Raw genomic sequence first — 20896 nt, forward strand, 5'->3', positions numbered from 1 at the left:
GCGGCCACGGGCCGGAGCAGGGGCGCAAAGACCAGGTCAGGGGGCCGGAGGTCCCGAATCACCCAGCCGGGACGGGTTCGGCGGCCCCGTCGAGGGGCGGCTCGGCGGTCAGCAGCTCGGCCGGCACCGGCTCGACCTGCACCCGGCAGTCGTGGAACGTCGGCGCCGCGCCCAGGTCGGTGTCCCGGACGCCGGTCACCGCGTTGACGGTCGACCGGCCGGGGCTGCGCCGCGCCCAGTACGCCTTGTAGGTGAACGCCAGGCCCGGCCGGGTCGCCTCGTCCACCGCCACCGCGGCGAGGAACGCGCCCCGGTCGTTGTGCACGCGTACCGCGTCGCCGTCGGCGAGCCCGCGCGCCGTCGCGTCGGCCGGGTGCAGGTGCACCAGGGGTGGGCCGACGCGGCGGGCGTGCCAGGGCAGGGAGGCGAACGTGGAGTTCATCAGGTAGCGGTTGGCCGGGGTGAGCAGCGTCAGCGGGAAACGGCGGGCCAGCTCCGGGTCCGCCGCCTCGGCCGGTGGGGTGTAGCCGGGCAGCGGGTCCACAGCGAGCGCGGCCAGTGCCGGGTCGTGCAGCCGGGCCCGCCCGTCCGCGGTGGGGAAGCCGCCCTCGGCGTACGGCGCGGAGCCGACCGGCACGCCGGTGAGCCGGGCGTACGTGCGCTCGCGCAGCTCCTCGTACGTGATCGGGGCGCCGGCCAGCAACTGCCGGGCCAGGTCCTCGTCGCTGTCGCGGAACGCCGGATGGTCGACGCCGAGCGCGGCGGCGATCCGCCGGAAGATCTCGGTGTTCGGCAGCGCCTCGCCGGGCGCGCGGGTGACCGGCAGGTTCAGCGTCGTGTAGTGGTGCCCGTAGGACGTCTGCAGGTCGAGGTGCTCGGGCTGCATCGTGGCCGGGAGCACCACGTCGGCGTAGTCGCAGGTGTCGGTCCAGCGCTGTTCCAGCACCACTGTGAACAGGTCGGCGCGGGCCAGCCCGGTGAGCAGCCGGGCCTGGTCCGGTGCGGTCGCCGCCGGGTTGGCGTCGAACACCACGAGTGAGGTGACCGGCGGGTCGGCCTCCCCGGTGAGCACGGTGGCCAGCCGGCTCATGTTCAGCGACCGGGACGCCGGGGCGGGCATGCCGGCTGGCCGGATCACCGGGCCGTTGTCGACCGGGTGGTGACCGCTGGTGGTCACCAGCGCCCCGCCGCCGGGGTACCGGAAGTCGCCGGTGACCAGCGGCAGCGCGCAGATGGCCCGGATGGCCTGCCCGGCGCCGTGGTGCCGTTGCAGGCCGAGCCCGACCCGTACCGCCGTCGGCCGGGTGGTGGCGATGCGCTTGCCGAGGCCGCGTACCGTGCCGGCCGGCAGGCCGCACTCGGCGGCGGCCCGCTCCACCGGCCAGTCGTCGAGCCGGGCGGCCAGCTCCGGCCAGCCGGTGGTGTGCGCGGCCAGCCACGCCTCGTCGGCCGCCCCGGCGTCGCGGACGTGCCGCATCAGCCCCAGCGCGAGGGCCGCGTCGGTGCCGGGCAGCGGCGCGACGTGCTCGTCGCTGCGGGCCGCCGTCTCGGTACGCAGCGGGTCGACGGTCACCACGTACGCGCCGCGCTCGCGGGCCTGCTGCACGAACGGCCACAGGTGCAGGTTGGTGACGAGCGGGTTGGCGCCCCAGAGCACGATCAGCTTCGCCTCGACGATCGACTCCGGCTCGAAGCCGACCGAGGCGCCGTAGAGCGAGCGCAGCGCCGCCCGCGCCGCCGCCGTGCAGATGGTGGTGTCCAGCCGGGACGCGCCCAGGTGGGCGAAGAGGCGGGGGCCCATGGTCCAGCCCTGGACCAGGCCCATGGTGCCGGCGAAGTAGTAGGGCAGCACCGACTCCGGGCCGTCCCGCTCGATGCTCGCGCGCAGCCCGGCGGCCACCCGCTCGACGGCCTCGTCCCAGCTCGCCGGCCGGTACGCGACCCGGCCGGCGCCCTTCGGGCCGGTGCGGACCCAGGGCGTGGTGAGCCGGTCCGGCCCGTTCACCGCGTCCAGGTAGCGGTTCACCTTGCCGCAGAGCGCGCCCCTGGTGAACGGGTGGTCCCGGTCGCCGCGCAGCGCGACCGCCCGGCCGTCGTCGACCGTGAGCTGCCAGACGCAGGTGTCCGGGCAGTCCAGCGGGCAGGCGCCGGGGTGCGTCGTGACGGGGGCCATGGGGCGGATGCTACCGACGCGACCGGCCACCCGCCCTCCGGCTCTCCCCCAGGTGGGTCGCCGTGTTTGGCCGGTTCGCCGGCGGGTACCCGCCGGGCCGACCGGGGTGGCGTGGTGCCCGCCGGCGGCGAGGGGAGGGGTGGCATGCGGTTCCCCCTGTTCGTCGAGGCGGTGGCGCGGCGGGCCGAGTTGCGCACGGACGAGGCGGCGACCGTCTCCCGTGCGGTGTTGCAGACCCTCGCCGACCGGATCACCGCGGACGAGGCGACGGACCTGGCCGCGCAGCTGCCGGACGACGTGGGCGGCTATCTGGGACCCGGCGGCACCGCCTCCACCGGCGGCGCCGTCGACTTCCTGTACCGCGTGGCCGAACGCGCGGCGGTGGACCCGGCGGTCGCCGAGGTGGGGGCCGTGGCGGTGCTCGCCACGCTGCGCGACACGGTGACGGTGGGGGAGTTCCAGGACCTCGTGGCGCAGCTCCCGAAGGGCTTCGACGCCATGGTGGACCCCATCCCACGACCGCCGTACGATGTCTGAGCACGCTCCCCGCGACCCGGGTTGAGCCGCGGCATCGAGGCCGCCGCCGCGAAGATTCGACGGCCAGGAAGTATTTTCACCGTAAAATACTTTGTGGGCGGTCACGTACGCTGAAAATCGTCTACGCGCTAGAGGGATGATCGGACGAATTCCTCCATCCGACGTTCCAGGGTGCCTTCCTCCCTTCGGGTCAAGCCTGATCGGCCCTCTTCCGGCCGAGGCTGTGGGCCATATTCTGCTCTCAATGTGAAGTCCTGGGGGGGATCAATGGTCACATTCGTCGATCGCTGCTGCATGCCTGTCGTCTGTGGAGCGCGACCCGCTTCCTGACATGGCAGAGACGATGATCATCAATCGTTTCGGCGCGATCTCGGCGGTACACGGCGGACGTACGGCTCTTCTCGGTGAGACCCACGAGGTCACCTACACCGAGCTGGCCGGGGCGGCCGGCGGTCACGCTGCCGTGTTCGCCGCCGCGGGCCTGCGCGCCGGAGACCGGATCGCGCTGCTCACCGCACACGGCGCACCGACCGTGGCGGCGCTGCTCGGCGCCCTCGCCGCCGGGTGCGCGTACGTGCCGCTGGATCCGGGCTTCCCGGTCGCGCGGCTGCGCCACATGGTCGACGCCGCCGGCGTCACCGCCGTGGCCTGCGCCGCCGAGCACCGTGACCTCGCGTCCACGCTGGCCGGTGACCGCCCGGTGGTGTCGCTGGACGAGGTGCCGCCGGCTCCGCTGCGCCCGGTCGCCGCCGACCCGGACGCGCCGGCGTACGTGCTGTTCACCTCCGGCTCCACCGGCGTGCCCAAGGCGGTCGGGCAGACCCACCGCAACCTGGCCCACGTCGTCGACAACCAGATCGCCGCGCTCGGCGTCGGCCCCGACGACCGGCTCAGCCTGCTCGCGTCGTTCAGCTTCGACGCCGCCATCCCCGACCTGTACCCGGCGCTGCTCACCGGCGCCGCCGTCGTACCGGTCGACCTGCGCCGCCAAGGGCTCGCGCACGCCGTCGAGCAGCTCGACCGGCACCGCGCCACGGTGCTGCACTGCACGCCCACCGTCTACCGCTTCCTGCTCGACACGCTCGGCGCGCGCCGGCTGGCCACGGTGCGCGCGGTGCTGCTCGGCGGCGAGCAGGTCACCTGGGCCGACGCGGCCCGCGGCCGGGACCGGTTCGCTCCCGGCTGCCTGCTCGTCAACGGCTACGGCGCCACCGAGATGACGTTCGCCGCCCGGCACGTGCAGCGGCTGTCCGAGGTGGAACCGGACGCCCGGGGGCCGCTGCCGGTGGGCACCGCGTTCCCCGGCTACCGGCTGGACCTCGCCCCGGACACCGGCGAGATCGTGGTCCACAGCCGCCACCTCGCACCCGGCTACCTCAACCAGGACAGCGACCGGTTCGGCGTCGGCGCCGACGGGGTGCCGTCGTACCGCACCGGTGACCTGGGCCGGCTGCTGCCCGGTGGGGAACTGGTCTGCCTCGGCCGGCTCGACCGGCAGGTCAAGGTGCGCGGGCACCGGGTCGAGCTGACCGAGATCGAGGCCGTGCTGTCCGCCCAGCCCGGCGTGGCAGGCGTCCGCGCCGTCGTCCGCGACGGCGAACTGCTCGCGTACGCCCGGCCGGCCGGCGCCCGCCCGGACCCGGTGGCGCTGCGTGCGGCGCTGGCCGCCGCGCTGCCCGACTACGCGGTGCCCCGCGCGGTGGTGGTGGTCGACGAGTTCCCGCTCACCGTCACCGGCAAGGTCGACGAGCGGGCGCTGCCCGACCCGGTGACCGAGGTGCCCGCGCAGGAGGCCCCGGCCACCGAGACCGAGCGCGCCGTGCACGACATCTGGTGCGCGGTGCTCGGCCGCCACGCGGTCGCCCGCACCGCCAGCTTCTTCGACGTGGGCGGGCAGTCGCTGCTGCTGGGCCAGGTGCAGCAGCGCCTCGCCGAGCGGTTCGGCGTACGGCTGCCGATGCTGCGCCTGTTCGACCACCCGACCGTCGCCGCCCAGGCCGCGTTGCTGGACGCCCCGCCCGAGGCGGTGCGCGCTCCGGTGCTGCCCGCCCCGGCCGCGCCGGTCCGCGCCGCCCGCGAGTACACCGGCGACGAGATCGCCGTGGTCGGCGTCGCCGGGCGGTTCCCCGGCGCTCCCGACGTGGCCACCTTCTGGTGGAACCTGTGCACCGGCGTCGACTCGGTGCACGACCACACCGACGAGGAGCTGGCCGGGCTCGGCGTCGGCCCCGGCCTGCGCGCCGACCCCCGGCACGTGCGCGCCACCGGCCGGCTCGACGGGGTGGCCGACTTCGACGCCGAGTTCTTCGGCTTCGGCGCCGACGAGGCGGCCCGGACCGATCCGCAGCACCGGTTGTTCCTGGAGACCGCCTGGGAGGCGCTGGAGGACGCCGGGCACGACCCGGCACGCTTCCCCGGCCTGGTCGGCGTCTACGCCGCCACCTCGGCCAACCGCTACTTCCTGTTCCACCTGATGGACAACCCGGCGGTGGTCGGCGACGTCGACCCGGACGACTGGGAGGCCCGACTCGTCGGCCGCCAGTTCACCGACCACCTGCCCGGTCAGGTGGCCTACCGGCTCGGCCTGACCGGCCCGGCGATGGCCGTGCAGAGCGCCTGCTCCAGCTCGCTCGTCGCGGTCTGCGTGGCCGCGCAGAGCCTCGCCGACTACCAGTGCGACCTGGCCCTGGCCGGCGGCTCCACGGTGATGTGGCCCCGGCACCGCTCGGGCGGGCTCGCCTCGCCCGACGGGCGGTGCCGCGCCTTCGACGAGGCCGCCAACGGCTCCGGCTTCGGTTCCGGCGCCGGCGTGGTGGCGTTGCGCCGGCTCGCCGACGCGCAGGCCGACGGCGACCGCATCTACGCGATCCTGCCCGGCTGGGCGGTCACCAACGACGGCCCGGACCGGGCCGGCTTCGCCGTGCCCGGCCCGGCCGGTCAGGCCGCCGCCGTCGCGAACGCGCTGGCCACCGCCGAGGTCGCGCCGGGCGAGGTCCGCCTCGTCGAGGGCCACGGCAGCGGTACGCCGCTCGGCGACGCCATCGAGGTCGCAGCGCTGCACGAGGTGTACGCGGGCGCCGCGCCCGCCGACTCCACGGCGCTCGGCTCGGTGAAGACGAACATCGGTCACCTCGACGCGGCCGCCGGCATCGCCGGGCTGATCAAGACGGTGCTGGCCGTCCGGCACGGGGTGATCCCGCCGAACCTGCACTTCACCCGCCCGCACCCGGAGATCGACCTGGCCGCCGGACCGTTCTACGTGCCCACCAAGGCGCGGGACTGGCCGGACGACGCGCGCCGGGTCGCCGGGGTGAGCGCGTTCGGCCTGGGTGGCACCAACGCGCACGTCGTGGTGGAACAGCCACCGCCCGCCGAACCGGCCGACGCGCCCGGCGAGGGGCCGTGGCTGCTGCCGGTGTCGGCGCGTACCCCGGCGGCGCTGCGGGCCGCGCTGGAACGCCTGCGGACCCACCTGGCCGGGGCCGCCCCGGCGCTGCCCGACGTGGCCGCCACGCTGGCGCTCGGCCGGCGGGCGTTCGCCCACCGGGCGGCGGTGGTCGCCGCCGACCTGCCGTCCGCGCTGTCCGCGCTGGACCTGCTGCTGGACACCGGCGCCCGCATCGCCGGTGACGGCGGGCCGCTGCGCGAGACGGCCGCCGAGTGGGTCGCCGGGCACGACGTCGACTGGCACGCGCTGCACCCCGAGGGCACGGTGCGTCGCACCGAACTGCCCACCTACCCGTTCCAGCGCCGCCGGTACTGGATCGACCCCATGCAGAAAGGTCCACGGTGAACTGGTTCGTCTCCGCCGGAAGCCGACCCGAGGCGCCGGTGCGTTTGTTCTGCCTGCCCTACGCCGGAGCGGGCGCCAGCGCGTTCCGGCGCTGGGCGGGCGAGTTCGGCGCCGGTGTCGACGTGGTGCCTGTGCAACTGCCCGGCCGGGAGAACCGGATCGCCGAGGACGCCCGCTTCCACGTCGCCGACGTGGCCGACGCCATCGCCTCCCGCGCCGACCGCCCGTACGCGATCTACGGCCACTCGATGGGCGGCCGGCTCGGCTTCGACGTGGTCCGCGAGCTGCGCCGCACCGGCCGCCCGCTGCCACTGCGGCTCTACGTCGGCGGCGCCCGCGCCCCGCACGTCGACGGGCCCGGTCCGTTCGACGGGCTGTCCCGGGCGAGCGACGAGGAGCTGCTGCGCCGCCTCGGCGACGGCGGCGGCCTCCCCGCCGAACTGCTCGACCACCCCGAGCTGGTGGAGCTGCTGCTGCCGCTGCTGCGCGCCGACTTCGACCGGGTCGACAGCTACCGCCACGTGCCGGGCGAGCCGCTGCCGGTGCCGGTCGTCGTGTTCGCCGGCCGCACCGACCGGGCGGTCAGCCGGGAGCAGAGCGCGGCCTGGGCCGAGCACACCGCCGCCGGGTTCACCCTGCACGAACTGGACGGCGGGCACTTCTTCCTGCACGACCGGCTGCCCGAGCTGGCCGCGCTGATCCGGGCCGACCTGACCGCCGCGTTCACGAACACCCGCGCCGGCACGCCGGACGCGGGTTCGGACCCGGTGCGCGCCGCCGGTCGCGGGACCGCCGGCGCCGCGCACCGGGTCCCCCTGGCCAACACCGGCTGGTCGGTGTGGCGCGACGCGGTGCTGCGTACCACCGGGTTCCCGGCCGACGGGCTGGAGCTGCTCACCGCGCCCCGGGCCGCCGCGGCGGCCGACGAGCTGCTCGCCACCGGCGCCGGTGAGGACCAGTTCGACAAGGAGCTCGAGGAGGCGCTGCGCGCCGGGGCGCAGCGCCTCCTCGAGCTGGCCGCCGACCCGCTGCTGCGCGAGGCGGTCACCTGGCAGAACCGGGGCGCGCTCGTCGCGTTCGACGGGCTGGTGCGCGGCGGCGCCGACGCGGCCCGCAACGTGCGCCGCCGCGACCGGGAACGGGCGGTGCTGAAGTACTGGCAGCGCTACTGCGGCAAGAACGAGACGGTCGGCTTCTTCGGCCCGAGTTGCTGGGTCACTGTCGATCCCGCGCAGCCGGAGGTTGCCCGGGTCAACCCTGGCGACGGGCTGACCCGCCGACGCTGGGTGTGGTTCGAGTCGTGGGCGCTGGCCGCGTACGCCGAACGGATCGGCGCGGACCTGGCGGTGCGCCGGTGGTGGCCGCCGATGCTCCGGGCCCACCTGGCCGTCCGGGACCGGGACGTGCTGCGGCCCGGCCGCCCGCCGCTGACGCTGACCCCGGTCGAGGCGGCGCTGCTGCGCGCCGCCGACGGCCGGCGCCCCGCCGCCGACCTGGTCGCCGACCCGGCGATCGGGCTGCGCCGCCCCGAGGACGGCTACGCGCTGCTCGACCGGCTGGTCGAGCGGGAACTGATCACCTGGGACGCCGGCCTGCCGGTGAGCCCGGACGCCGAGCGGGTGCTCGCCGAGCGGATCGACACGATCGGCGACGAGCCGGCCCGCGCCGCCGCCCGTGCCGGGTTCGACCGGCTGCGCGCCGCCCGCGACGTGGTGGCCGCCGCGGCAGGTGAGGCGGACCGGCTGCGCGCCGCCCTGGACGCCCTGGACGCCACGTTCACCGAGCTGACCGGCGTTCCGGCGGTACGCCGGGCCGGACAGATGTACGCCGGGCGGACGGTCTGCTACGAGGACAGCGCCCGGGACCTGGACGTGGTGTTCGGCGCGTCGCTGCTGGCCGAGCTGGCCGCCCCGCTGGACGTGCTGCTGCGCGCCGCCCGCTGGCTGGTCAACGCGCTCGCCCGCGCCTACCTGGACGTGCTGCGCGGCCTGTACGAGGAGCTGCGCGCCGAGTCCGGCGCCCCGGTGCCGCTGGCCGACCTGTGGTTCCTGGCCCAGGGCATGTTCTGGGGCGACGGGGAACGGCCGGTCGACGCCGTCGCGGCGGACTTCGCGGCCCGCTGGGCCGGGCTGTTCGGCCTGGACGCGCTGCCCGCCGGCACCACCGACGTACGGCGGCGCGCGGCCGACCTCGCCGACCGCGTCGACGCGGTGTTCCCCGGCGACGGCCCGGAGTGGTCCAACGCCGCCATGCACAGCCCCGACCTGCAGATCTGCGCCACCGACGCGGACGCGCTGCGGCGCGGCGACTACACGGTGGTGCTCGGTGAGCTGCACGCCGCCTGGTCGTCCTTCGACTGCGCCGTGTTCACCCCGGCGCACCCGGACGTGGAACGGCTGCGCGACGCGCTCGCCGCGGACCTCGGTCAGCGGCGGGTCCGGCTGCTGTTCCCGGCCGACTGGCCCCGGCGGACCAGCCGGACCGCCGAGTCGCTGGCCGGCCCGACCGACCGGCACCTGGCGTTCCTCGACGCCCCGGGCGCCGACCCGGCCAGCGTGCTGCCCACCGTCGACCTGGTCGTCGACGAGGTGGACGGCGAGCTGGTCGCCACCGCCCGGGACGGGCAGCGCTGGCCGCTCGTCGAGGTCTTCGCCCAGCCGCTCAGCGCGCACGCCGTCGACGGCTTCAAGCTGGTCGCCGCCGCGCCGTACACGCCCCGGATCACGGTGGACCGGCTGGTGCTGGCCCGGCAGACGTGGCGCACCACTGTCGGCGAGAGCGGCCTGGCCACCGCCACCGGCGAGCGGGACCGGTTCCTCGCCGTCCGGGACTGGCGCCGCCGCCTCGGCCTGCCCGAGCAGGTGTACGTCAAGCTCGGCACCGAGACCAAGCCGTGCTTCGTGGACCTGTCCGCGCCCGGGTTCGCGGTCATGCTCTGCGCGATGGTGCGCGCCGCCCGGGTCGACGGCGGCGACGACGTGTCGTTCACTGTCAGCGAGATGCTGCCCGCACCGGATCAGGCGTGGGTACCCGACGGGCAGGGCCGCCGCTACTTCAGCGAGCTGCGCCTGCACATCACCGACGCCCGGCGGGAGGACCGCCGGTGAGCCACCTGCTGCCCCTGGGCGACACCGGCTGGTCGGTGTGGCGGGACGTTGTCCTGCGTACCGCCGGTTTCCCGGCCGCCGGGCTGGACCGGTTCGCCGCGCCGGACTGCGCCGCCGCCGCGGACGCGCTGCTCGCCGGCGACACCGACACCGAGGTGTTCGACAAGGCGCTGGCCGAGGCGTTCGCCGACTCCTCGGCGGTGGCCGGCGAGCTGGCCGCCGACCCGCTGCTGCGCGAGGCGGTGACCTGGCAGAACCCGGACATGCTCATCGCGCTGGACGGGCTGCTGCGGACCGACCCGCAGGTCCGCAACGTCCGCCGGCGCAAGCGCGAGCTGAGCCTGCTGCGCTACTGGCAGCGCTACTGCGGCAAGGCCGAGACCATCGGCTTCTTCGGCCCGGTCTGCTGGGGCACGTTCGACACCACCCGGCCCGGCGTGCACGCCGGGCCCGGTGACGCGCTGGTACACCGGCGGCGGGTCTACTTCGAGGCCTGGGCGCTCATCGCGTACGCCGACCGGCTCGCCGACGACCTCGCGGTGCGCCGCTGGTGGGCGCCGGCCCTGCAACCGCACCTGACCGTCACCGGCCGGGAACTGCGCTGGCCGCTGCACCCGCCGATCGCGCTCACCCCGGTCGAGGCGCTGGTGCTCGGCGCCTGTGACGGGCGCACGCCCGCGGTGGAGCTGGCGGAGCGGCTGTGCGACGCCGGCGAGGTGCACAGCGCCGACGACGTCTATCTGCTGCTGGACCGCTGGGTCGAGCGCGGCCAGGTCAACTGGGGCGCCAACCTGCCGATCGCGCCGGACGCCGAACGGGTGCTCGCCGCGCGGATCGCCGCGATCGGAGACGAGCCGGTCCGCGCCGCGACGGCGGCCGAGTTCGGCCGGCTCTGCGCCGCCCGCGACGAGGTGGCCGCCGCGGCCGGCGACCCGGACCGGCTCGGCGCCGCGCTCGCCGCGCTCAACGCCGGGTTCACCGCCGTCACCGGCCGCCCGGCCACCCGGCACAGCGGACAGATGTACGCCGGCCGCACCATCTGCTACGAGGAGACCGCCCGCGACCTGGAGTTCCGGATCGGGTCGGCGGTCATCGACGCGCTCGCCGAGCCGATGGCGGTGGTGCTGCGTACCGCCCGGTGGTTCACCACCGAGGTGGCCGCGCGCTGCGGCGACCTCTTCACCGAGCTGCACGAGGAACTGGCCGCCGACGGCGAACCGGTGCGGCTGGCCGACCTGTGGCTGCTGGCCCAGGGCACGCTCGTCGCCCCGGACGGCCCGATCGGCCGGGCCGGCGCCACGCTCACCGCACGCTGGGCCGAGCTGTTCGGCCTGGCCGACCTGCCCGAGGGGCAGGCGGAACTGCGGCTGCGCGCCGCCGAACTGACCGAGCGGGCCCGGGAGCTGTTCCCGGCGACGCGGCCCGGCTGGCCGTCGGCCCGGCTGCACAACCCGGACGTGCAGCTCAGCGCCGCATCGCCGGAGGCCGTCGAGCGGGGCGACTTCCTGCTGGTGCTCGGCGAACTGCACCCGGCCTCGGTCGCGTTCGACAGCGCGGTGCTCAGCCCGTTCCACCCGGACCCGGCCGCGCTGCGCGCCGACCTCGACGCCGACCTGGGCCCGGCCCGGCTGCGGGTGCTCTGGCCGGACAGCTTCCCCCGCCGCACCACCCGCACCACGTACGCGCTGACCCGCCCCGCGGACCGCCAGCTCGGCATCGACACCGCGCACGGCGCCGACGTCGACCGCCTGGTCCCGGCCACCACGGTGCTCGTGGAGCGCACCGGCGACACGCTCACCGCCGTCTTCCCCGACGGCGCCCGCTGGCCGCTGATGGAGGTGTTCGCCACGCTGCTCGGCTCGCTGCTGCTGGACGCGTTCAAGCTGCTCGGCGCCGCCGCGTACACGCCCCGCATCACCATCGACCGGCTGGTCGTGGCCCGGCGTACCTGGCGCACCACGGCCGGGGCGTGCGGGCTGGGCGGCCACCCCGACGAGACCGCCCGCTACCTGGCGGTGCGCCGCTGGCGGGCCGAGACGGGCCTGCCCGAGCGGGTCTTCGTCAAGGTCGGCACCGAGATCAAACCCTGCTACGTGGACCTGACCGGCCCGCTGTACGCGCAGTCGCTCTGCGCGATGGTCGACGCCGCGCTGCGTACCGGGCCGGACGTGCCGGTGGTGGTCTCCGAACTTCTGCCCGCACCCACCGACGCCTGGGTGCCCGACGCCCGGGGCCGCGGCTACGTCAGCGAACTGCGCCTCCAGATCACCGATTCGGCCGAGCACCTTGGAGCACTCCGGTGACCGACACCCTGACCGTCAGCGCCGTCCACGGCCCGGATCTGCCGTGGCCGGACGCCACCCTGGCCGACCTGATCACCGCACAGGCGGTCCGCACCCCGGACGCGGTGGCCGTGCGCCAGTGGGACACCCGGCTCACCTACCGGCAGCTCGTCGACCGGGCCGCCGGGGTGGCCGCCGCGCTGCGGGAGCACGGCGTGGGCCGGGGCGACCGGGTCGGCGTGTGCGGCGCCCGTACCCCCGACCTGGTGGTCACCGCGGTCGGCGTGCTGCTCGCCGGCGCCGCGTACGTGCCGCTGGAGCCGGGCGGCCCTCGGGCGCGGCTACGCGGGATCGCCCGCGACGCCGGGGTGCGGGTGGTGGTCGGTGACGCGGCGGCGGCCGAGTTCGGCGACGAGCCCGGCGTGACGGCGCTCGGCCTGCCCGGCCCGGCCCCGCTCGCGCCCTGCCCGGCCCGCCCCGGCGACCCGGCGTACGTGCTGTTCACCTCCGGCTCCACCGGCCGCCCGAAGGGCGTGCTGACCACTCACCGCAACGCGGTCGAGTTCGTCACCGGGGTGAGCGCCCTCACCGGCGCCGACGCCTCGGTGCGCAGCCTCGGCATCGCCTCGCTCGGCTTCGACGCGGCCACCATGGACCTGTTCGTGCCGCTCACGCTCGGCGGCGCGGTGCAGCTGCTGGGCGCCGACGACCGGGCCGACCCGGTCCGGCTGGCCCGGTTCGTCGCCGAGCACGAGGTGACCTGGGGCTTCATCACCCCGACCGTGCTGTCGCTGCTGGACCCGGCCGGGTTCCCGTCGTGGCGGGTGCTGCTCTGCGGCGGCGAGGCGGTCCCGGCCGACCTGGTCGCCCGCTGGGCGCCCGGCCGGCGGTTCCTCAACGGCTACGGCCCGACCGAGACGACAGTGCTTGCGGTCACCTGCGACCTCACCCCGGCCGACACCGATCCGATGCCGATCGGCCGGCCGCTGCCCAACCACCGGGCGTACGTGGTCGACGCCGACCTGCGTCCGGTGCCGCCGGGGGAGACAGGTGAGCTGCTGATCGGCGGGCCCGGCGTGGCCGACGGCTACCTCAACCGGCCCGGCCTGACCGCCGAGCGGTTCGTGCCCGACCCGTACGGCGACGCCCCCGGGCAGCGGCTCTACCGCACCGGCGACCTGGTCCGGCAGGGCCCGGACGGCCGGATCGTCTACCTCGGCCGCGCGGACCGGCAGGTCAAGGTGCGCGGCCAGCGCATCGAGCTGGGCGAGATCGAAGCGGTGCTGGCCGCCTGCCCGGGCGTCGAGCGGGTAGCTGTGGAGGCGGTGCCCGGCCCGGCCGGCGCCGAGCTGGTCGCGTTTCTCACCCCGGCCGGCGCGCCCGGCGACGACGAGCTGCGGGCGTACGCGCAGACCCGGCTGACCACCGCGATGCTGCCCGCCCGGACGGTGCGGCTGGACGCGCTGCCGGTCAGCCCGACCACCGGCAAGCTGGACCGGCCGGCGTTGCGCGAGCTGGCCACGGCCGCCCCGGCCACGGTGGACGACGTGCCCGCCGACGGCGACCCGGTGACGGCGGCGGTCCGGCGCGTCTGGACCCGGCTCCTCGGCGCCGCGCCCGCCCCGGACAGCGACTTCCTCGCCGCCGGCGGCAACTCGATCGCCGCGATGCGGCTGGTCGCGGCGCTGCGAGCGGAACTGGGCCGGCAGATCGACACGCGGGTGCTGTTCGCCGACCGCACGTTCGCCGCGCTCGTGGACCGGGTCCGCGCCGCCGACGCGGCCGACGCCGACGGGCTGACCACCGGCAACCCGCCGACGCTGTCCCCGCCGCAGCGACGGCTGTGGTTCATGGACCAGCTCGCCCCGTCCAGCGCGCCCTACAACATCGCCGTCGCGCACCGGCTGCGTGGACCGCTGGACGTCCCCGCGCTCGGCGCCGCGCTGCGGGCCGTGGCCGAACGGCACGACGTGCTGCGCTGGCGGATCCCGCAGAACGGCGGCGTGCCGTACGCGGTCCGCGAGGAGCCCACCGACGTGGCGGTGCCGGTGATCGACCTGACCGGCGTCGCCGACCCGGACACCGACCTGGTCGGCATGCTCGCGGCCGGCGCCGGGCACGCGTTCGACCTGGCCACCGGCCCTCCCTGGCAGGTGACCGTGTACCGGCTCGCCGCCGAGGAGCACGTGCTCGCGGTGACGGTGCACCACGCGGTCTTCGACGGCTGGTCCGAGGCGCTGCTCTACGACGAGCTGGCCCTCGCGTACGCCCGCGCGCTCGGCCGGTCGGTGCCGGGCCGCCCGCCACTGCCCGCCACGTATGCCGACTACGCGGTGTGGCGGGCCGACCGGGACCGGCGCCGGAGCGAGACCGACCTGGCCTGGTGGACCGCCCACCTGGCCGGCGCGCCCACGGTGCTGGACCTGCCCCGCGACCGTCCCCGTCCGGCCGTGCAGACGTACGCCGGTGCGGAGGCCGCGGTGCGGCTCGACGAGACCACCGACCGGGCGGTACGCGACCTGGCCGCCCGGCGCGGCACCACAGTCGCGGCGGTGCTGCTGGCCGCGTTCGGTGAACTGCTGCGCCGGGTCACCGGCGGCGACGAGCACGTCCTCGGCGCGATCGTCGCCGACCGGCGGCTGGCCGCGTTCGACGAGGTGATCGGATTCTTCATCGACACCGTGCCGGTGCGGGTCCGCTCCGGCGGCGCGAGCTTCGCCGAGCAGGTCGACCGGGCCGCCGCCGAGCTGCACGAGGTCACCGCCCACCCGGGCGCGCCGCTGGAACGCATCGTCGAGGCGCTCCGCGTGGGCCGGGACACCTCCCGCGCCCCGCTGGTGCAGGTGCTGTTCAACGTGCTCAACTTCGTCGCCCCCCGGCTGACGCTGACCGGCCTGGCGGTGGAGCCGCTGCCGGTGCCCAAGCCCGGGTCGCCGTTCGACCTGACCGTCTACGTGGTGGAGCGCGACGGGCGGGCCGGCGTCGAGGTGGTGCACAACCCGGACCTGTTCGAGGGCGAGCGGGTCACCGCGCTCCTGGCCGACCTGGCCGCCCTGGTCGGTGCGCTCGCCGCCGACCCGGACGTGCCGGCCGCCGAGGTGGCGCCCGAACTGCCCCGCCCGGCGGTGCGGGTCGCGGCGCTCGGCGCGATGACTGTCGCCACTGCCGAACCGGCCCGCGCGCCGCTGCCCGTCGGCCCGGACGCGCTCACCGGAACCGAGGAGCTGATCGCCGGGATCTGGCGGGACGTGCTCGGCCGCGACGCGGTGGGCGTGAGCGACAACTTCTTCGACATCGGCGGCCACTCCCTGGCCCTGGCCGCCGTGTACGCCCGCCTCACCGAGGCCACCGGCCGCTCGATCACCATGCTCGACCTGTTCCGCCACCCGACCGTGCGGGCGCTCGCCGCCAGCCTCGACGGGGCCGCCGACCGGCCGGAACTGGCCCGCGCCGCCATGCGCGCCGCCGCCCGGCGGGGCCGCGCCCGCCGTACCCCGCCACCACGCCGACCTCACCAGTGACGCGATCCCTTGTGAATGAAGGAACCCCCATGCAGAACGACATTCCCGCCGACGACGGCGTCGAGCCCATCGCGATCGTCGGGCTCGCCGCCCGCCTGCCCGGCGCGGCCGACGTTGACGAGTTCTGGCGCAACCTGGTCGACGGCGTGGAGTCGACGACCGAGCTGACCCGCGAGGAGCAACTCGCCCGCGGTGCCCAGCCGCAGGAGGTCGACGACCCGGGCTGGGTCAACCGCGCCCCGCTGGTCGAGGGCTACGACGAGTTCGACGCCGGGCTGTTCGGGATGACCACCCGCGAGGCCGAGATCACCGACCCGCAGCACCGGCTGTTCCTGGAGACCTGCTACACCGCGCTGCAGGACGCCGGCTACGACCCGGGCCGCTACGACGGCGCGGTGGGCGTGTACGCCGGCACCGGCGGCAACCTCTACCTGCACCGCAACGTGTACCGCAACAAGCGGGTCGGCGGGAATCCGCACGGCGCGGTGTCGCTGGCCACCGGCAACTCGCCGAACTACGTGGCCACGAACGTGTCGTACCGGCTGGACCTGCGCGGCCCCAGCCTCACCGTGCACACCGCCTGCTCCACCTCGCTGGTCGCGTTCCACCTGGCCTGCGAGGCGCTGCGCAACGGCGAGTGCGACATGGCCCTGGCCGGCGGCGTCAACATCGAGCTGCCGCACGTCGGCTACCTCGGCATGGACGGCTTCACCTCGCCGGACGGACGCTGCCGGCCGTTCGACGCCGCAGCCAACGGCACGGTGTGGGGCAGCGGTGTCGGCGTGACGCTGCTCAAGCGCCTCTCCGACGCGATCGCCGACGGCGACACCATCCGCGCGGTGGTGCTGGGCAACGCGATCAACAACGACGGCGCCGGGAAGGTCGGCTTCACCGCCCCCAGCATCGACGGGCAGATGGAGGCCGTCGCCCAGGCCGTCGCGCTGGCCGGCGTCGACCCGCGCAGCATCAGCTACGTCGAGGCGCACGGCACCGGCACCGCGCTCGGCGACCCGATCGAGGTCGCCGCGCTGTCCGCCGTCTACACCAAGGACACCGACGAGCGCGGCTGGTGCGGCATCGGCTCGGTGAAGTCGAACATCGGCCACCTCAGCCAGCCCTCCGGCATCGTCAGCGTGATCAAGACGGTGCTGGCGATGGAACACGGGCTGATCCCGCCGACCATCAACTACGAGACGCCGAACCCGGCCATCGACTTCGCCGACACCCCGTTCTACGTGGCGAACACGCTGACCAAGTGGGACACCGACGGCGGGCCGCGCCGCGCCGGCGTCAGCTCCTTCGGCATCGGCGGCACCAACGCGCACGTCGTGCTGGAGGAGGCCCCGGCCGCGGAGCGGAACGAACCGCCGGCCCGCCCGGCACACCTGCTCCAGGTGTCGGCGAAGACCCCGACCGCGCTGGACACCGCCGTACGGCGGCTCGCCGACCACCTGGAGGGCGGCGGCGACGTCGCGCTGGCCGACGTGGCGCACACGCTGCGGGTCGGCCGCCAGGTGTACGCCCACCGCGCCGCCGTCGTCGCCGGTGACCCGGCGTCCGCCGCCGCCGCGCTGCGCGAGCGGCGTAAGGGCCACCGGGGCGTCGCCGAGGGCCCCGCGCCCCGGGTGGCGTTCCTGTTCAGCGGCCAGGGCTCGCAGTACGCCGGGATGGGCGCCGAGCTGTACGCCCACGACAGCGCGTACGCCGCCGCCGTCGACCGGTGCGCCGAGCTGCTCCGCCCCGAACTGGGCCTGGACATCCGCGACCTGATCCTGGGCCGTGACCCGGACGCGGCGGACAAGCTCACCGAGACCCGCTACACCCAGCCGGCCCTGTTCACTGTCGAGTACGCGCTCGCCGCCGCCTGGCGGGCCGCCGGGGTCACCCCGGCCGCGATGATCGGCCACTCCATCGGCGAGTACGTCGCCGCGACGGTGGCCGGGGTGCTCGACCTCGCCGACGCGCTGCGGGTGGTGGCCGCCCGGGGCCGGCTCATGCACTCCCTGCCCGGCGGGTCGATGCTGGCGGTCACGCTCGACGAGTCGGAGGTGACCGGCACGCTGCCGGAGGGCCTGTCGGTGGCCACCGTCAACGGCCCCGGCACCTGCGTGGTCGCGGGCGAGACGGCACTGGTCGAGGAGTTCGCCGCGAGCCTCGGCGGCAAGAACAAGTCGAAGCTGCTGCGCACCTCACACGCGTTCCACTCGCCGATGATGGACCCGATCCTGGACGAGTTCACCGCGCTGATGGCCACGGTGCCGCTGCGCGCCCCGGCGGTGCCGTTCGTGTCGAACGTGACAGGCACCTGGATCACCGAGGCGCAGGCCACCGACCCGGCGTACTGGGCCGCGCACCTGCGCCGCCCGGTCCGCTTCGGCGCGTGCGTGGCCACGCTGCTCGCCGAGGGCACCTGGGCGCTGGTCGAGTGCGGCCCCGGCCGGCAACTGGCCAACCTGGCCCGGATGCAGGTCGCCAAGGCCGGCGAGGCGCAGCGTGCGCTGACCCCGCTGGGCAGCCTGCCCGGCCCCGGCGAGCAGACCGGCGACGTGGCCGCGCTGCTCGGCACGGCCGGCGCGCTCTGGTGCGCCGGGGCGCCGGTGAGCCTCCCGGCCGACCCCCGCGCGCGGCGGGTGCCGCTGCCCACGTACCCGTTCGAGCGGCGCCGCTACTGGATCGAGCCGGACCCGGAGCAGGAGCTGGCCGCGGCGCCCGCCGAGACCGGCCCTCGCCCGCTGCCCGAGTGGTTCGCGGTGCCGGTGTGGCGGCAGGCCGCCCCGGCCCGCACTGCCGAGCCGCTGGGCCGCTGCCTGGTGCTGGCCGACGGCCCGCGCGGGGACGCGCTCGTGGCCGCGTTGCGCGCCGCCGGCGACGACCCGGTCGAGGTATGTGCCGGTGAGGCCTTCGCCGTCACCGCGAACGGCTTCCGGCTGCGCCCCGGCGTACGCGCCGACGCCGAGGAACTGGTCGCCGCGCTCGTCGCCGACCTGCCCCGGCGGATCGTGCACGCGTTCGCGCTCGACGGCGAGCCGGCCGGCATCGACCCGGCGGCCGCCTGGGCGGCGCAGGAGCGCGGCTTCTTCGGCGCGCTGCACCTGGTGCAGGCGCTCGCCGGCGCCGGCGTCACAGCCGACGAGTCGGGCGTACGCCTGGACCTGGTCACCGCCGGCATCGGCGACGTACGCGGCGACGACCTGACCCGCCCGGAGCACGCCACGCTGGCCGGCCTGGCCCGGGTGCTCCCGGCCGAGCTGCCCGGCCTGACCGTGCGGCTGCTCGACACCGACCCGGCCGCGCGCGGCGTCGCCGCCCTGGTGGCCGAGCTGCGCAGCCCGGTCGACGCCGAGCACCCGGAGGTGGCGCTGCGCGGCGACCGCCGCTGGCTGGCCGGCTACGAGCAGGTGAGCGTGGCCGCCGAGGACGAGCCGGGCGTGCTGCGCGAGGAGGGCCGCTACCTGATCACCGGCGGTCTCGGCGGCATCGGCGTCACCCTCGCCGAGGACTTCGCCCGCCGGGTCCGCGCCAAGCTGGTGCTGCTGGCCCGTTCCGGGCTGCCCGCACGGGACGAGTGGGACGCGCACCTGGCGGTGCACGGCGGCGCCGACCGGGCCGGACGGGCCATCGCGGCGATCCGCCGGATGGAGGCCGCCGGCGCCGAGGTGCTGGTGCTCGCCGCCGACGTGACCGACGCGGACGACCTGCGCCGGGTCCGCGAGGAGGCGGAGCGCCGCTTCGGTGGGCTGGACGGCATCGTGCACGCCGCCGGTCTGCCCGGCGGCGGCATGGCCGAGGTGAAGGAGCGCGACGAGGCGCAGCGCGTGCTGGCCCCGAAGCTGGCCGGCACCCTGGCGCTGGCCCGGGTCTTCGGCGACCTGCCGCTGGACTTCGTCGTGCTCTGCTCCTCGATCACCGCGGTGATCGGCGGGTTCGGCCAGGTCGACTACTGCGCCGCGAACAACTTCCTGGACGCCTTCGCGCGCTCCGGCACCGGGTTCCGCGCGCCTGTGGTGTCGCAGAACTGGGGCGGCTGGGCCGAGGTGGGCATGGCGGTGGAGACCGCCGCGCCGGCCGCGTTCCGGGCAGCCGGGCGGGACACCGTCACCACGGCTGTCGCCCACCCGGTGCTCACCACGATGGTCGCCGGCCCGGACGGCACGGTGCTGCACGGCCTGGTGTCGGCCGACACCCACTGGCTGCTCGACGAGCACCGGATCGGCGGTGTGCCGGTGGTGCCGGGCACCGCCCACCTGGAGTCGGTGCGCGCCGCTGTGGTCGCCGCGCTGCCCGCGCCGGGGCCGGACGCCGCGGTGGAGCTGCGCGACGTGGTGTTCCTGGAGCCGTTCTCGGTCCCGGACGGCACTGTCGCCCAGTACCGGGTCGAGCTGACCCCGGCCGAGGACGGCACCGAGTTCACGGTCGCCAGCCTCGCCGCCGGGCAGGCGCGCACCCACGTACGCGGCAGCGCCGGGTGGACCACCGAGGCGGCCCCGCCGGCCGTCGTGCCGGCCGTGGCCGGGCGGCGGGTCGACGGCGACGCCTCGTTCGGCCGGGGACGCACCAGCATGCTCACGTTCGGGCCGCGCTGGGCGGCGCTGGCCGAGCACCACCTCGCCGACGGCGAGGAACTGGCGACGGTGCAGGCGCCCGCCGCCGCGCTCGGCGACCTGCCCTCCTGGGGGATGCACCCGGCACTGCTGGACGTGGCCACCGCGTTCGGCCGCGGCCAGGGCACCGGCACCTACCTGCCGCTGTCGTACGGCCGGATCGTGGTGCGGGGGCCGCTGCCGGCGACGTTCCACAGTCACCTGCGGCACCGGCCCGCCGCCACCGACGAGGTGGTCGCCGCCGACCTGTCGCTGCGTGACCCGGCCGGGCGGGAACTGGTCTCGATCGGCGACTTCGTGCTGCGCCGGGTCGACCAGGACGCGGTCACCGGCAACCTGGCCGAGTCCCCGGCGGCGGGCGGCGACGCCCCGGCGCCGGTCACCGAGGACATCCGACCGGTCGACGGCGCGGAGGCGTTCCGCCGCAGCCTCGCCGCCGGTCTCGGCGCCCAGGTGGTGATCGCCACCCGCACCGTGGCCGACATCCGTCGCCGCGCGGCCCGGGTCACCACCGACAGCATCGCCGAGGACACCGACGCGCCGGCCGGCACGGCGGCGGCCACCGGCGGCGGATCGGCCGCGCCGAGCACCGAGCTGGAGAAGACCATCGCCCAGGTGTGGCGCGACGGCCTCGGCGTCACCGACGTCGGCGTGGACGACGACTTCTTCGCCCTCGGCGGCAACTCGCTCGTCGCCGTGCAGCTCATCGCCGCCATGCGCAAGGCCACCGGCGTACGGCTGCCGATGCGCAGCCTCTTCGAGACGCCCACGGTGGCCGGTCTGGCCGCCCGGATCGAGGAGCTGCGCGCCGAGGCCCCCGCCGACGCCCCGGCCGCCCCGGCCGCCATCCCGCGGCTGCCCCGCGGCTGACACCCCCAACCA

At 76.1% G+C, this 20896-nt stretch carries 7 protein-coding genes; 6 read left to right on the top strand and 1 reads right to left on the bottom strand.

Features of this window, described 5'->3' with window-relative positions:
- Positions 1-58: 58 nt before the first annotated feature.
- Complete coding sequence (locus tag ACFYON_RS22485) at positions 59-2173, bottom strand: molybdopterin-dependent oxidoreductase (RefSeq protein ID WP_354873619.1); 2115 nt, start codon at positions 2171-2173, stop codon at positions 59-61.
- A 144-nt stretch (positions 2174-2317) separates the two neighbouring features.
- Between ACFYON_RS22485 and ACFYON_RS22490 the strand changes: the two genes are divergently transcribed.
- The 6 genes from ACFYON_RS22490 to ACFYON_RS22515 all read left to right on the top strand — a co-directional run bounded on the left by ACFYON_RS22490 (position 2318) and on the right by ACFYON_RS22515 (position 20884).
- Positions 2318-2710 (top strand): DUF2267 domain-containing protein, encoded by a 393-nt coding sequence (locus tag ACFYON_RS22490; protein WP_354873617.1) that lies wholly within the window; start codon positions 2318-2320, stop codon positions 2708-2710.
- 331 nt (positions 2711-3041) lie between these two features.
- Entirely contained in the window at positions 3042-6503 is a 3462-nt protein-coding gene (locus ACFYON_RS22495) for an AMP-binding protein (protein WP_354873615.1), read from the top strand.
- Positions 6500-9610, top strand: coding sequence for a thioesterase domain-containing protein (locus ACFYON_RS22500; RefSeq protein ID WP_354873613.1), 3111 nt, complete (start codon positions 6500-6502; stop codon positions 9608-9610). Before ACFYON_RS22495 ends, ACFYON_RS22500 begins: the two co-directional genes overlap by 4 nt.
- Positions 9607-11913 carry a lantibiotic dehydratase gene (locus ACFYON_RS22505; protein WP_354873611.1) on the top strand — a complete coding sequence of 769 codons (2307 nt, stop codon included), beginning with the start codon at positions 9607-9609 and terminating at the stop codon, positions 11911-11913. Before ACFYON_RS22500 ends, ACFYON_RS22505 begins: the two co-directional genes overlap by 4 nt.
- Positions 11910-15413: an amino acid adenylation domain-containing protein gene (locus ACFYON_RS22510; protein WP_354873609.1), complete on the top strand. Its 3504-nt coding sequence runs from the start codon at positions 11910-11912 to the stop codon at positions 15411-15413. The genes ACFYON_RS22505 and ACFYON_RS22510 overlap by 4 nt, the downstream gene beginning before the upstream one ends.
- A 29-nt stretch (positions 15414-15442) precedes the next feature.
- The gene (locus tag ACFYON_RS22515) at positions 15443-20884 is read left to right on the top strand and encodes an SDR family NAD(P)-dependent oxidoreductase (RefSeq protein WP_387189200.1); all 5442 of its coding nucleotides are present in this window, start codon (positions 15443-15445) and stop codon (positions 20882-20884) included.
- The last annotated feature ends 12 nt before the right edge of the window (positions 20885-20896 follow it).

Origin of the sequence: Micromonospora sp. NPDC005686 (genome assembly GCF_042871665.1) — a bacterium.
Classification (GTDB): Bacteria; Actinomycetota; Actinomycetes; order Mycobacteriales; family Micromonosporaceae; genus Micromonospora.